This window comes from Erythrobacter sp. S43 (assembly GCF_057364955.1).
This window is the reverse complement of record NZ_CP200285.1, coordinates 533716-547895: the sequence shown is the minus strand read 5'-3', so window position 1 is coordinate 547895 and position 14180 is coordinate 533716. Positions and strand designations below refer to the sequence as shown.

Here is a 14180-nt window from a genome sequence, read left to right as displayed (position 1 = left end):
TGAATTGAGATGGATAACTGCATGACTTCGCTTTTTCGTATGCCAGCACGCTTTGTTGCTTTTCTAACTATGCTGCTCACGCCCAGCCTTGCTCTCGCACAGGACCCGCAGGGCTCTGGTCCGATTGTCGGTGCTCTTGCATGGCTTCAAGGCACGCTGCTGGGCACTGTTGCCACCACTGTCGCTGTGATGGCGGTTGCGGCGATCGGCTTCATGATGCTGACCGGCCGGATGAACTGGCGTTTTGGTGCGACCGTCATCATCGGTGTTTTCATCCTGTTTGGCGCTTCGGCCATTGTCGCCGGCATTCAGGGAGCTGTCTGAGCCTCGATCATGAACGATCTCACGCGCCATCCCGTGCACCGTGCACTTACGCGGCCCCAGATGTTTCTGGGCGTGACGATGAATTTCTTCATCATCAATATGATGGTGACGACGATCGCGTTTTTGATCCTCAAGAGCTTCTGGATCATTCCGGTTCCAATCATCATGCACTTCATCGGCTATTTCGCGTCGCTGCGTGAGCCGCGCATCTTTGACCTTTGGATTACCAAGGTATCGAAATGCCCGCGTGTGCCCAATTTCAAGCGCTGGGGGTGCAACTCCTATGCGCCGTAAATCGGGAGCTGACGCATGACCAAGTGGTTTGGAGCTGCGGCGTGGAGCGCTAAGGAAGCCAAGATCGGCGACCGGCTCCCGTATGAGCGGCTGATAGACGAAAACACCGTCCTGCTGCGTGACGGCTCGGTTATGTCATCGATCCAGGTGCCCGGCCTGTTGTTCGAAACCGAGGACTCAGACGCGCTCAATGCCCACGCTGCGACGCGTGAGGTGATGCTGCGCTCCACGCTCGATGCACGGTTCGTGATGTATCATCACGTCATCCGCCGTCGGGTGGAAGTAGAGCTTGATGCTGAATTCCCGGACCCGCTTTCGCGGCACATCGATGCGCGCTGGAAGGAACGTCTGGCGGGTGGATCACTGTTCATCAACGATCAGTTTGTAACCCTGATCCGTCGTCCAGCGCGCGGCAAAGCGGGTTTGCCGGAAAAGATCAGCCGGTTCTTCTCCCGCCGTGGGCAGGAAGAACTGGAGGCCGACCCCCGGGATGTCCGCAGCCTGAAATCAGCTATTACCGGACTAGTCGCTTCGCTGTCGGCCTATGGCGCGCAAGTGCTCGGCGACTACGACAATCCGGCAAGCGCGAAAGGCGGGACTAATTCAGAGATGCTCGAGTTGCTCTCTGCGATTTACAATGGCGAGATGCGGCCGGTGCGGCGTCCACATGAAAGCACCGATATTGGCCATATGCTGCCGTATCGCCGGGCGAGTTTTGGTCTTGATGCGATGGAATTGCGCGGCAGCGCCGATCCCGATTTCGCCGCGATCCTAGGACTGAAAGACTATCCCGAGGCGACATCTCCCGGGCTTCTCGATGGGCTGCTGAGACTTCCTTACGAGATGATCGTGACCGAGAGTTACGCGCCAAACGAGCGGACTACGGCCCGTGAGCGGATTGATCTTGCGCTGCGCCGTTTGCGCTCGGTGGACGAAGAAGCGGCAGCCGAACGCACTGATATGATGGCCGCGCGTGATGCGCTGGGTAATGGCAGTGTGGGATTTGGCGATCATCACCTGACCGTGCTCGTGCGAGAGCGAACCTTGCCGCGTCTCGACGATGCGACGGCGGCATGTTCGGCAGCCTTGGCTGATACCGGTGCGATTGCCGTGCGTGAGGACACCAATCTCGAGCCGGCTTTCTGGGCGCAATTCCCAGGCAATGAGGAATACATCGTGCGCCGCGCGCTGATTTCCTCTGCCAATATGGCTGGTTTCGGTAGCTTTCATGGCTTCGCCTTAGGGCAGGCAGGGGGCAATCACTGGGGTGATGCGGTCACGCTGCTAGAAACCACGTCAGCCACGCCGTTTTTCTTCAATTTCCACCATGGTGATCTGGGCAACTTTTCGGTCATCGGCCCGTCTGGTTCGGGTAAAACCGTCGTGATGAACTTCCTGGCTGCCCAAGCACAGAAGTTCAAACCGCGCACGATCCTGTTCGACAAGGACCGCGGGGCCGAATTGTTCATTCGCGGCATTGGTGGCCGGTATGATCGCATCAGTCCGGGTGAGCCAACCGGTTTCAACCCGCTAGCCTTGCCAGATACGCCGGCGAACAAAGCCTTTTTGCGCGATTGGCTGGCGGTGCTGCTTGAGGCGGACGGTCCGGAGGAATTCGGCACGATCACCGCTGCAGTTGATGCGGCCTATCAGAACGATGCGGGTCTTCGTCGCCTGCGTCATTTCAAGGAACTGCTGGCCGGTGCCAAGCGACCCGAACCGGGCGATTTGGCGGACCGCTTGGGCGCGTGGATTGGCGAAGAGGGCGAACACGCATGGTTGTTCGATAACGAGCAGGATGCGCTTGACCTGGATCAGCGTGTGCTTGGTTTCGACATGACGCAGCTGCTGGAAAACCCGCGCCTGCGCACGCCGACGATGATGTACCTGTTCCACCGTATTGATGAGCGGCTGGACGGCGATCCGACCATGATCCTGATCGATGAGGGTTGGAAAGCGCTCGATGATGAGGTTTTCGCCGCGCGCATTCGCGATTGGCTCAAGACCTTGCGGAAACGCAACGCGTTGGTCGGCTTTGCCACGCAGAGCGCACGTGATGCGCTTGAGAGTAAGATCTCGACAGCGTTGGTCGAACAGACCGCCACGATGGTCTTCATGCCCAACAGCCGTGCACGGCCAGAGGATTATTGCGATGGCTTTGGCCTTACCGAGCATGAGCTTGCCTTGATCCGTACTCTGCCCGCGCACAGCCGTTGCTTCCTGGTGCGTCAGCCTGACGCCAGTGTCGTCGTGCGGCTTGACCTGTCAGGATCGCCCGAGGTCTTGACGGTCTTGTCAGGCCGCGAGGCTGCTGTAAGGCGACTTGACCAGCTGCGTGCAGAGATGGGCGACGCACCCCGCGACTGGTATCCTTCGCTCACCGGAACGGCATGGCCGGACGGCAGCACGCCGCAGGTCGATGCAAACGGCAATCCGCTTCCACAGGCCGCGGAATAATGGCGACCACCTGTGAACTTGCGGCACAAGAGGCGGGCAACGGCATTTCCGCTTCGTTGGTCGCGGTCGATTGCATCGCAACCGAACTAAGCGAGCAAGCCTTCGAGCGAATTTTTGGTACCGAGGGGCAGCTAGCCGCTGCGCTAATCATTCTGCTGACCCTGTTTGTAGCATTCTACGGGCTCAGCTTGATGCTTGGCAGGTCAAACCTGTCGATCCGAACTCTCGCCCCAAAAATGCTCACCGTTGGGCTCGTCGTGGCATTCGCCACCAGCTACGCGGCCTTTTCGACCTTCTTTTACGGCATTTTTGTCGATGGCCCGGACTGGTTGACGGGCGTGATCACCGGGTCCGAAGGCTCGGCCACTGCTACTTTCGCGCAGAAGCTTGAGGTGGTGTTTATCGCTGTGCAGCAGGCCAGCAATGGAATTCAAGACATCGATATGTTCACGCCGCCCGGCATGATGTGGATGGGCGCGACGCTGCTTCTGCTTGGCACTGTGGCATTGCTTGTCACGGCGCGGATTGGGTTGGCGCTGCTGCTCATTGTCGGTCCAATCTTTATCGTAATGGCCCTGTTCAACGGCACGCGCGGTCTCTTCACTGGCTGGCTTAAGGGTCTGGTGATGCTTGCATTCATTCCGATCTTCGCAGTCATTGGCGGTTCGATCATGCTTGAGATGGCGGTGCCAATCCTTGCCAATCTGGTCGCTGCGCCGGGCGAGATTGATCCGCAGGCTGCGATGGGTTTCTTTGTCGTCGGTGCGGTCCACGCGGCGCTGATGCTGATGGCGATCAAGATCACAACGAGCATGGTGGCTGGCTGGCAGGTGTTTGGCTTGGCTCCAAACAGTTCCGAGGAACGCGGCGTCGACACGTCTCGCTATCAGCCTGCTCTTAACCCGCCGGCTACTGCAGCCGCGAACAGTCGAGCGGCGCAAGTTGCCTCGTCAACGGCGGTGGCTGCAACCGGTACCCGCCGTGCCGTGGTGGCGCCTACGCAGACTGCGACGGCTGCCAATGACGGTGGCTCAGGCACCAACACAACAACCCGCGAGACGACTGTTCTCGCAACATCTTCAGGTGGCGGACAGGTGGAACCGCTAACGCCATCAACCTCACGCACGCGCGGGATCGGCAATCGTTTCCGCTCGGCAGGCGCAGGCAAAGCTCTGCGAAAATCGGAGAAAATCTCATGATCCGTGCCGATAAATTTCGGCTTACTTTCGCTGCCATTGGCGCAGCCGCAATGCTCTCTGTGGCGGCACCTGTTGCCGCTCAGGATTCGCGGCTCGTCACGCTTGTCTACGACGAGGCGGCCGTTGTGACGGTGCGCGGAAAAGTGAAGGTCCAGACCACTATCCAGTTCGCGCCTGACGAGCTGATTGAGAACGTCGCCATTGGTGACAGCGCCGCGTGGCAGGTTCAGCCCAACAAAGCGCAGACGCATCTGTTCGTGAAGCCGCTCGCTCAGAACGCGAAGACCAATATGACTGTGGTCACAGACAAGCGAACATATCTGTTCGATCTCGTCTCAAATCCGCGCGCGATCCCGGTTTATGTGATGCGGTTCCGCTATCCGGAACTGGAACGCCGGTTGGAGCAGGAACGGCTCGCGGCGGAAGCTTTGCTTGAACAGCAGCGTCAAGAAGCCAACTCCGTGGAATTGGCAGCGGCGGAAGACCCGTATGCTGTTCAGGACCCCGAAAAGCTCAATTGGGCTTGGGAGGGGAAGGGTTCGCCCGCTCTTCTGCCTTCGCGCATTTTCGATAATGGCGAAGCGGTGTTTCTGACTTGGCCAGAGGGAACTTCGGTTCCGGCCATTCTGGTGACAAACGAAGACGGTGACGAAGGGCCAGTCAACTTCATCCCGCGCGGGGATACGCTCGTGCTCGACAGTGTGCCTTCCAAGATTATCCTGCGCCTGGGCGAAGAAGAGGCCACTTTGACCAACAACGGCCCTGCACGCAGCGCGGATGCTTCACGCGGCAAGAAACGCGGCTCTTGATGACGGAGATAAAGTAATGCGCCTCGTCGGAAAGAAAACTGAAGACAGCGGTGATCCGCGCGAAACCGAGTCTGCGGAAATCATCGACCTCGCCAGCCGCGCGGGCTTTCCCGCGGTCGCCGATCGCAAGGCGAAGACCGATGGATTGGGACTCGCAGCAGGTGTCCTTATTGTCTGCGGTCTTGGCGCTGTCACGTGGTGGAGCATGAATGCGGCTCGCGTTTCGACAGATCAGGGCGTTGGCAATCCGAATGCTGTGCAGCCGGCGACGGCGCAGGCAACTGTCGCTCCCGTTCCTGTTTCGCCCAAGAAAGTGGAGCCGCCCAAGCCCGGCGCGCCCGCAGGTCCGCGTCCTCTCCCAGCGCCGGCTTATGCTACCCCTCCGGGTACTTCTGTGGTCACTGGGCCGACGGTCAACCCATACAACAGCCCTTCGCTTGTGTTTGACGGCAGCCGCTTTAGCGGTGGCACTCTGGCCGAAGGCGCTCCGATCCCGATCACGCCTGCGCCTTCTGAAACCAATAAGACCACCAGCACCAACAACGCTGCCGCCGGTTCTGCAGCAGCCTTCGCAAGCCGCATTGGCGGCGTGGGCGGCGGGCCGGCTCAAGCGGTTGCGATGACCAATCCCTCGACTACCGTGACCAAGGGGACGATGATCCCGGCGGTGCTGGAAACAGCCATCAACACGGATGTCCCGGGATATGTCCGCGCCGTGGTCAGCCAGGACGTGCGCAGCTTCGATGGTAAGCAGGTTCTGATCCCGCGCAGTTCGCGCCTAATCGGCCAGTATCAGTCCGGCGTACAGCAAGGTCAGCGTCGCGCCTATGTGATCTGGACTGACTTGATCCGTCCCGATGGTGCAACCGTTCAAATCCAGTCTCCGGCGGTTGGCTTTGACGGCACTACTGGACTTGCAGGCGATGTCGACACCCACTTCTTCAGTCGTTTTGGCTCCTCGATCCTGCTCTCAGTGGTCGGCGGTCTCGGGGCCATCGCATCGGGCGGAACAACCCTGATCACTGGTGCCGGTCAAAGTGCTGCCAGCACTGCCTTGCAACAGGATGGTCAGCGTTCACCGACCATTCGCGTGGCGATGGGTGAACCAATTCGTGTGTTCACAGCGCGCCCGCTTGATTTCAGCACGGTCACCAATTGAGCGGCGATATCCATCCAATTGGGTTCAATGTTGAGGACCCCACTGGCGAAGAGGCCGAAATCGCGCCTCCGGTGGGCGAGCGCAGTGTTTACCTCGATGCCTATCTCGCTCCGTTCAAGCGGTGGCTGGACCGTGACACGATCACAGAGATCATGGTCAATCAGCCCGGTGAAGTCTGGATAGAAGACGCATCCAATCCCGGTATGCAGCGCATCGAGACGCCTGAGATAGATGATCGGCTGGTGCAACGCCTTGCTGAACAGGTGGCGCGCGTCTCGCACCAAGGTATCAACAGAGAGCACCCCTTGCTTGGTGCAACGCTGCCCGATGGCGCGCGTATCCAGTTTTGCGGACCGCCCGCCAGTCGCAAGCATTGGACCATGGCGATCCGCCGCCACCGTCGGCTCGATTTGCCGCTGGACGCTTACGATTCAGGTCCATTGGCAGGCGAGCAACTTGTAGAACTGCCCGATCCGCAGGCCGAGCCTATTGCGTTTCTTCGCGAAGCCATTCGCCATCGCAAGACTATCCTAGTCTCTGGCGGCACGAGCACCGGTAAGACCACGTTTCTGAACGCGATGATGGGAGAGATCCCGAAGGAAGAACGCGTCGTTCTGGTGGAAGATACGCCCGAATTGCGCTTTCCGGGTGAGAATTGTGTGGGCCTTGTCGCCGTGAAAGGTGAGCTGGGAGAGGCCAAGGTAACAGCCAATGAGCTGCTTCAGGCGGCTCTGCGTCTGCGTCCGGATCGCATTGTTCTGGGCGAGCTGCGGGGCGCAGAGAGTGTGTCGTTCCTGCGCGCGATTAACACTGGGCACCCCGGCAGCTTCTCGACAATTCACGCGAACAGCCTGCGTGGCGCGTTGGAACAGCTTTCCCTGATGGTCATGCAGACGGGTATCGGCCTGACACGGGCAGATACGATAGCTTATGCCGCCGGTGTTATCGATGTGATCGTGCAACTCGGGCGCGATGCGAATGGCAAGCGCGGCATCACCCAGATTGCGGAAAGCAGCTCGCTCATCTGATCCGAGCGCCTTTCGTCACCTGAAATTGACATTTTCATGGTAGGCGGCATGTGTCTGGAGAAGCGATGAGCAGTCAACCGATCATAGACCCTGCCAACGATACCGACGGCGATATCGCTGTTGGTGATGACGCGGCGTATTTTAACCGAGAGCTTTCATGGCTGTCGTTTAACGAGCGCGTGTTGGCAGAGGCCAAGAACGAGCAATATCCATTGCTTGAACGGCTGCGCTTCCTCTCGATCTCGGGCAGCAATCTTGACGAGTTTATGATGATCCGCGTCGCCGGTCTTGTCGGACAGGCGCAGCGCGGGATTGATAAGCTGGCGATTGACGGGCGTACGCCCTCACAGCAACTCGTCGCCATCCGTGCCAAATTGGCCGAGCTTTCCGAAACGCAGCAAGACATTTGGCGCGACCTTCATGACAGGCTGATCGAAGCCGGCATTCATGTCGCGGACGAGCAGCGCATATCTCAGGAAGCCTATGACTGGCTTGAAGCGTTCTTCCTCGAGGAGATCCTGCCAGTCATCACTCCGCAGGCGCTCGATCCCGCGCACCCATTTCCGTTTATTCATAACGAGGGGATGGGGCTGCTGTTCAACTTGCGCCGCGATGCGGACAAAGAACAGATTATCGAGATGATCCTGATCCCGAGTGCACTGCCACGTTTTGTACGCGTTCCGGGGGATGTAAACGCGAGTGGTGAGGCGACATACATCTCGATTGCCAGCCTGATCCAACGCTATGCCAAGAAGCTTTTTCCCGGCTTCACTATCAAGGGCGATGGCCTTTTCCGCGTGCTGCGCGACAGCGATATCGAGATCGAAGAAGAAGCTGAAGACCTGGTGCGCACCTTCCGCAGTGCAATCCAGCGCCGCCGCCGAGGTCAGGTGATTCAGCTGGAGATGGAAGAGGACTTTGACCGCGAGGCTGAAGCGGTACTCCTCGAGCAGCTGGGCATCCACGAAGCGGCTGTGATCAAGACCGACGGGATGATCGGCATCGATGGATTGGCCGAAATCGTCAACGAGGACCGGCCTGATCTCAAATTCGACAGTTACTCGCCGCGGTACCCAGAGCGTGTGCGCGAGCATGACGGCGACCTTTTCTCCGCGATCAAGGAGAAGGATATCGTCATCCACCACCCCTACGAAAGCTTCGAGGTGGTAGTCGATTTCATCCGTCAGGCGGCGGCTGATCCCGATGTGGTGGCGATCAAACAGACGCTGTATCGCGCAGGCTCGCAGTCCTCGGTCATCAACGCCCTGATCGAGGCAGCGGAAGAGGGCAAATCCGTCACCGCGGTGGTTGAGCTGAAGGCGCGCTTTGACGAGGAACAGAACCTCAAATGGGCGACCAAGCTGGAACGCGCCGGTGTACAGGTGATCTACGGCTTCACTGATTGGAAGACCCACGCCAAGTGCGCGATGGTTGTGCGGCGCGAGGATGATGGTTTTCGCACCTACTGCCACTTTGGCACAGGCAACTACCACCCGGTCACAGCGAAGATTTACACTGACCTTTCGTTCTTTACGGCCAGCCCAAAACTGGGCCGTGATGCCGCCAAGATGTTCAACTTTGTCACCGGCTATGTCGAACCGAGCGGGCTTGAGCTGATATCGATTGCGCCGTTGAACCTGCGTGAAGAGATCTACGCTCAGATCGACAAAGAGATCAAAAACGCGCGTAAAGGAAAGCCCGCAGCGATCTGGATGAAGTGCAACCAGATCACCGACAAAGGAATGATCGACCGCCTCTATGCTGCCAGCGAAGCGGGCGTGAGCGTGGAGCTTGTCGTGCGCGGCATTTGTTCTCTGCGCCCCGGTATCCCGGGCCTGAGCGAGAATATTCGGGTCAAGTCAATCATCGGGCGCTTTCTGGAGCACAGCCGTATCTATGCCTTTGCCAGCGGTCACCCGATGCCGAGCGCTGACAGCAAGGTTTTTATCTCTTCTGCCGACTTGATGGGGCGCAATCTGGATCGCCGCGTGGAATCGCTGATACCCATTCGCAACCGCACCGTGCACGACCAGCTGCTCCAGCAGGTGCTCCTCGCTAACATGCTTGATACCGAGCAAAGCTGGTGGCTGCATGGCGATGGGAGCTATTCAAGGGTGGAAGTTGAGAAGGACGCGAAGCCATTTAACTGTCACCGCTACTTCATGACCAACCCATCGCTTTCCGGTAGAGGCGGCGCGCTGGAAGCGGGCGCGGTGCCAAGTCTCACGCTGCGTAAGGGACGCTCTGGATGAGCGCACGTCGCAAACGGGGGGATCGCGACGGAGTTTTTGCGGGCAACACGCCCGAGCGCGCCATCATTGATATCGGATCGAACACCGTACGATTGGTGCTCTATGGCGGCTCCATGCGCGCGCCCACCGTGTTGTTGAACGAGAAAGTCGCCGCAAAGCTCGGGCGCGATATCGGCAGCACTGGAATGCTCGCAAAAGAAGCGATCGCGTTGGCTATGCGGGGACTAGAGCGGTTCGCTCTGCTTCTGAATGATCTCGGTATCACCGACATTGAGACAGTGGCGACTGCGGCCGTGCGCGAAGCGAGCAACGGGCCGGAGTTTGTTGAGACCCTGCGCGGACTTGGGTTTGAACCACGCATTCTGTCGGGGGAAGAAGAAGGCGTGTTGAGCGCCCACGGTGTGCTGGGCGCTTTTCCCGGTGCAGAAGGCAGCGTCGCTGACCTTGGCGGCGGCAGTCTTGAGCTGGTTTCAGTGCGTGATGGGACGACGCATGATGCGGTGTCCTTGCCGCTCGGCACATTGCGCCTGCCGGACTATCGCGCGGACAGCCGCAGCGCGATGCGCAAGTCTCTTTACAAAGCGCTGAAGAAAGGCGCTCCAAAGCTTGAACCGGATCAGACACTCTATCTGGTCGGCGGAACATGGCGGGCCATGGCGGTTCTGGCCATGCAGTTACAGGGCCATCCTCTATCGGATCCGCACGGGTTCGAGGTTACGGCCAATGAGGCGCTGAAGCTGATCGAGGAAGTCCGCGACGAGACGCTAGAAAGCTTGAAAGCGCGCGAGCGAATTTCTTCGATGCGCGCCGAAAAGCTGCCCGACGCCTCTGTTTTGATGGAAGCCTTGATCGAGCGATTGAAGCCGAACCGGATTGTGGTTTCATCATGGGGCCTGCGCGAGGGTCTGCTCTATGATCGTCTGCCGCCGCACAGTCAGGCACAGGACCCTCTGCTTGCGGGTATCTCTGGATTTGCAACCCAGCGTGGCGCACCGCCGACCTTGGCCACCCGCATGGCGGCATGGACAGTCAACGCAGCGCCGTCTCGCAAGCACGGCACTGAGCGTTTGCGGATCGCCGCGACTATGCTGGCACTTGCGTCCATGCAAATTGAGCCAAACATTCGCCATCCACAGGCCACCGAATGGGCGCTGCACAAGCGCTGGATGGCGATTGATGGCGAGGGGCGGGCGATGCTGGCAGCTGCGATCGCGGCGAACGGAAACCGGCTCGACCTGCCTGGCGAAGTACGCGAGTTGGCGGGGAAGGCTGCGCTCAATGAAGCGATCAGCTGGGGGTTGGCATTGCGGCTCGCCAGGCGGCTTGGTGCCCGTTCGCGTCGCTCATTGCAGGTCAGTCGGTTGACGGTCGAAGATCAAACTCTGGTGCTGCGCCTGGGTACAAGCCACGAGGCGCTTTTCGGTGTACCGACGGAGAAAGACATCCGGTTGCTGGCAGGCCACCTGAGCCTGGACTGGCGAGTGGACATCGTCAGCGATGATCAGCTCTACCCTAGCGCTGACTAGGCAACCTTTTCCTTGCTGGAGAATGGCGAGAAGTCGGTGTCCATGTCGAACAGATCGACGCCCTCAGCTTTCTTCAATTTCCCGACGACAAGGTAAGTGACCGGCGTCAATAACGCCTCCCAAAGGACCTTAAGAAGCCAGTTTGTGATCATGACTGTGATCACAGCCTCGGTTGACCAGATGCCCCAGAATGCGATGGGGTAGAAAATCAGGCTGTCGACCCCTTGGCCGACGACTGTTGAGCCGATTGTCCGGCTCCAGAGTGCTTTGCCCTTCGTCCAGACTTTCATCTTCGCCATGACATAAGAGTTGACGAATTCTCCTGCCCAGAAGGCGATGATCGAGGCGACTACGATGCGCCATGTGCTGCCGAAGACAGATTCGTATGTCGTCTGGCAGATTGCGCCCGGTGGGCCATCTTTGCCGGACGTCAAGCTGACAGGGCCGGGGGGATTGTCGAAACCACTCGCCGCACAACTCCACCCGTCGAAGGCGGGAAGACTGACTACAACGTAGCTCATGAACGCGAGGAAGATCATCGCCGCAAAGCCGGTCCAGATAACTCGCCGCGCGCGTGCGAACCCGTAGATCTCGGTCAGAATGTCGCCAATGACATAGCCGAGCGGGAAGAACAGGATGCCCGCGCCATAGATGAACACGCCATCGGGAGCGGGCCACCAGCCTTCCGGCCAGAATGGCACGTCAATGAACGTGAGTTTCGCTGCCCCGATGATGTTTGAGAGCAGCAAAATGGCAACGAAGGCCGCCATCACGAACTCATAATATTTGAACGTAATTGGCGCTTTGCTGGTGGCGGCAATCCCGTCGTTTGGGTCGGTATCGAACTTGGCGGCGGGATCAGTCGTGTTTTCCATCGCTTCAGGGAATAGCGTCATTTGATTGCACGGCAAAGCACGCTATTGGCCCCACTGTCTGAATGACAGCGCGCGCCCTTAGCTCAGCTGGATAGAGCGCGGGACTTCTAATCCTGAGGTCGCAGGTTCGACTCCTGCAGGGCGCGCCAACCATCCGTCAGCTATTCGTCGTCGCTGGTGCACGGTTCGAGGTATCCCGAAGCGTTCGCCCGAAGCTGACAACTCCTGTTCAGCTTGGCGCCCCATGATTGACTACATCGATAATCAACAGGAGCCCTCCCATGTCCACCACTTCCCGTGTGTTGTTTGCATCCCTCGCCACCGCTGTTGCGTTGACAGCCATGCCCGCATCGGCCCATCCGGGGCATAATCATGACCGCATCATCGTTGATGGCTATCGCGTGCCCATCGCGCCCAACAATGACAGCAACAAGTGGTGGGTCGATTTCAAGACAGACATCAGTGAGGCACGCCGTGAGCTGCGCAGTGACCTGCGCCGCGCCACAGATGCCGAGGACCGCCGCGACGCGTATGACGAGTTTCACAACGAAATTGCTGATGCGAAAAAGGATTACACCAAGGAAATGCGCGAACGCGGTTATCGGGTGAAGAATTTCCGTGAGAACCGTCGGCGCTTTGCCGCGCGGTAAGATCAAGTATGACTGAAGTCTGGCGAGCGTGATCACGGTCACGCTCGCCATGCGTCTGCCCCGTTATTGAAAGCGCATCACCAGCAAGGTGAAGAACTTACAATGGGGAAAGACAATGAGAAAAGCAGCTCTGCTTATCGCAGCGATCACGCTTCCAAGTGCAGCACACGCGTCATTGGATATCGAAACGACCTGGGACAAGAATTGCTCATCTCCAGGCAGCATGGCGATCCGGGCCACCAACAACTACGCCTATCCGATCGACATGCGACTTTGCCTGAAGCGGACAACGGGCAAGTGGACCTGCTATGTCAGCCCTAATGTAGAGCCAGGAGAAACGGCTCCGATGTCGTATGGCTACTATGTCTGCAAAGCGACGGGTGATTACTTCTGGTCGGTGCGCCGGGCAGGGGCTTGGTCGGTCAAGTTTGATGATCCTCCGGGCTACAAACGCAACTGATCACCAGACATCCTTATTGACGATTAGCCGTCTCCAGACTTTGTGCTGGGGGCGGCTATCCGCGTGCAACAGTCTCAAGCAATTCCGATGTGACGGGATAGCCCGCATCTTCAAGGATGGTCAGCATTGGCTGTTCGCCTGTAGTGTCGATCCGCGGAATGATGGTTTTGACCGGTATGGCTTCGGCCTGCGCGCGGGCCTCTTCGTAAGAAGCAAAGAGCGCCAACCGCTCAAGGTTACGACGCGTCGGAAAGATCAGCTTGATCTCGCCGGTTTCGGCCATCTCCAATGCACCCTTCGCGCTAACCCAGAATAGGCGCGTATTCTCGGAGTTATCGATCGAAACATCGACATCGCCCGTGCCCAGATTGGCGAGATAAAAGCGCGTGTCATAGACCCGGCTGATATTCTCGTTTTTGGGGAACCAGCGGGCGAAGGGTGTAATCTGGTCAAGATCCAGTGACCAGTCGAACGCGTCCAGAACCGGGGCTAGGGTGCCTTTCTCCTCTAGCATTGCCCTTGCGTCAGCTGCAGTTTTCTCGGTGATATCGCCATTTAGACCCAATGCCAGACCGGTTTCTTCGAGCGTTTCGCGAATAGCCGCAATCTGGTGTGCGGCTTCGTCCGGACCGACATCCCCGTCGATAAAGGCGGAAATCCGCTCTCCCAACTCGAAGTCAGCCGGATCAACACGGCCGCCGGGAAACACCGCCATACCACCAGCAAAGCTCATTGTTCGGGACCTGACTGTCATCAGCACCTGTGGTGCACCGCCATCGGGATGGTCGCGGAATATTATGATGGTGGCTGCGGGAATGCCCCCTGGGGGCGTGCTCTGGTCTGAACTCATCACGATGTGATGGCGGCCTGATTTGCAATTGCCAAGAGGTGATCGCGTCAAGTTGGGCAACTGTGTCGGTTTGTTTTACATGTCCGAAAAAGGTTAACGCGCCGAAACCATCTAAGTATCAGTTTTTTCATGATTTCGTACTTTTGGCACGGTGGCTGCATCAGATAAGGCACGAAGTGGTCTTCGTAATAAGGTGCAACCTTCCTGGTCTCTGGTTTCACCTGAACCCAAACAAAAAACCGCCTCACCTGGTCCGTGAGGCGGTTTTTTTGTGGGCGCGATGCTGCCCAGAATTTG

General features: G+C 58.5%; 13 protein-coding genes and 1 tRNA gene. 12 read left to right on the top strand and 2 right to left on the bottom strand.

Translation table 11 applies throughout. From position 1 onward, the window contains the following. Positions 1-21 precede the first annotated feature (21 nt). The 9 genes from AC0V6K_RS02850 (at position 22) to AC0V6K_RS02810 (ending at position 11048) form a co-directional block, all read left to right on the top strand. Positions 22-324, top strand: a complete 303-nt coding sequence (locus AC0V6K_RS02850; protein ID WP_472624594.1) for a TrbC/VirB2 family type IV secretion system protein — start codon at positions 22-24, stop codon at positions 322-324. A 9-nt stretch (positions 325-333) separates the two neighbouring features. Further along, complete coding sequence (locus AC0V6K_RS02845) at positions 334-618, top strand: VirB3 family type IV secretion system protein (RefSeq protein WP_472624592.1); 285 nt, start codon at positions 334-336, stop codon at positions 616-618. 15 nt (positions 619-633) lie between these two features. Continuing rightward, positions 634-3075 (top strand): VirB4 family type IV secretion/conjugal transfer ATPase, encoded by a 2442-nt coding sequence (locus AC0V6K_RS02840; protein WP_472624590.1) that lies wholly within the window; start codon positions 634-636, stop codon positions 3073-3075. Further along, on the top strand, positions 3075-4274 hold the full coding sequence (locus tag AC0V6K_RS02835; protein ID WP_472624588.1) for a TrbL/VirB6 family protein: 1200 nt from the start codon (positions 3075-3077) through the stop codon (positions 4272-4274). The genes AC0V6K_RS02840 and AC0V6K_RS02835 overlap by 1 nt, the downstream gene beginning before the upstream one ends. Further along, entirely contained in the window at positions 4271-5083 is an 813-nt protein-coding gene (locus AC0V6K_RS02830) for a TrbG/VirB9 family P-type conjugative transfer protein (RefSeq protein WP_472624586.1), read from the top strand. Before AC0V6K_RS02835 ends, AC0V6K_RS02830 begins: the two co-directional genes overlap by 4 nt. A 16-nt stretch (positions 5084-5099) precedes the next feature. Further along, complete coding sequence (locus AC0V6K_RS02825) at positions 5100-6242, top strand: TraB/TrbI/VirB10 family type IV secretion system protein (RefSeq protein ID WP_472624584.1); 1143 nt, start codon at positions 5100-5102, stop codon at positions 6240-6242. Continuing rightward, positions 6239-7270 carry a P-type DNA transfer ATPase VirB11 gene (virB11, locus tag AC0V6K_RS02820; protein WP_472624582.1) on the top strand — a complete coding sequence of 344 codons (1032 nt, stop codon included), beginning with the start codon at positions 6239-6241 and terminating at the stop codon, positions 7268-7270. The genes AC0V6K_RS02825 and virB11 overlap by 4 nt, the downstream gene beginning before the upstream one ends. Positions 7271-7335: 65 nt before the next feature. Then, entirely contained in the window at positions 7336-9522 is a 2187-nt protein-coding gene (locus tag AC0V6K_RS02815; RefSeq protein WP_472624580.1) for an RNA degradosome polyphosphate kinase, read from the top strand. Continuing rightward, entirely contained in the window at positions 9519-11048 is a 1530-nt protein-coding gene (locus AC0V6K_RS02810) for a Ppx/GppA phosphatase family protein (protein ID WP_472624578.1), read from the top strand. Before AC0V6K_RS02815 ends, AC0V6K_RS02810 begins: the two co-directional genes overlap by 4 nt. Here AC0V6K_RS02810 and AC0V6K_RS02805 read toward each other — a convergent pair. Continuing rightward, positions 11045-11923, bottom strand: a complete 879-nt coding sequence (locus AC0V6K_RS02805; RefSeq protein WP_472626000.1) for a queuosine precursor transporter — start codon at positions 11921-11923, stop codon at positions 11045-11047. The two genes, AC0V6K_RS02810 and AC0V6K_RS02805, sit on opposite strands and share 4 nt — an antisense overlap. Positions 11924-11995: 72 nt before the next feature. Between AC0V6K_RS02805 and AC0V6K_RS02800 the strand changes: the two genes are divergently transcribed. The 3 genes from AC0V6K_RS02800 (at position 11996) to AC0V6K_RS02790 (ending at position 13033) form a co-directional block, all read left to right on the top strand. Then, positions 11996-12072: transfer RNA gene (locus AC0V6K_RS02800), tRNA-Arg, on the top strand. Positions 12073-12204: 132 nt separating this feature from the next. Next, a complete protein-coding gene (locus tag AC0V6K_RS02795) occupies positions 12205-12573 on the top strand; it encodes a hypothetical protein (RefSeq protein WP_472624576.1) in 369 nt (122 codons plus the stop codon). Between the two features lie 115 nt (positions 12574-12688). Next, positions 12689-13033 (top strand): hypothetical protein, encoded by a 345-nt coding sequence (locus AC0V6K_RS02790; RefSeq protein ID WP_472624574.1) that lies wholly within the window; start codon positions 12689-12691, stop codon positions 13031-13033. 55 nt (positions 13034-13088) lie between these two features. Here AC0V6K_RS02790 and AC0V6K_RS02785 read toward each other — a convergent pair whose 3' ends face one another. Further along, a complete protein-coding gene (locus tag AC0V6K_RS02785; RefSeq protein WP_472624572.1) occupies positions 13089-13883 on the bottom strand; it encodes an NUDIX hydrolase in 795 nt (264 codons plus the stop codon). Positions 13884-14180 lie beyond the last annotated feature (297 nt).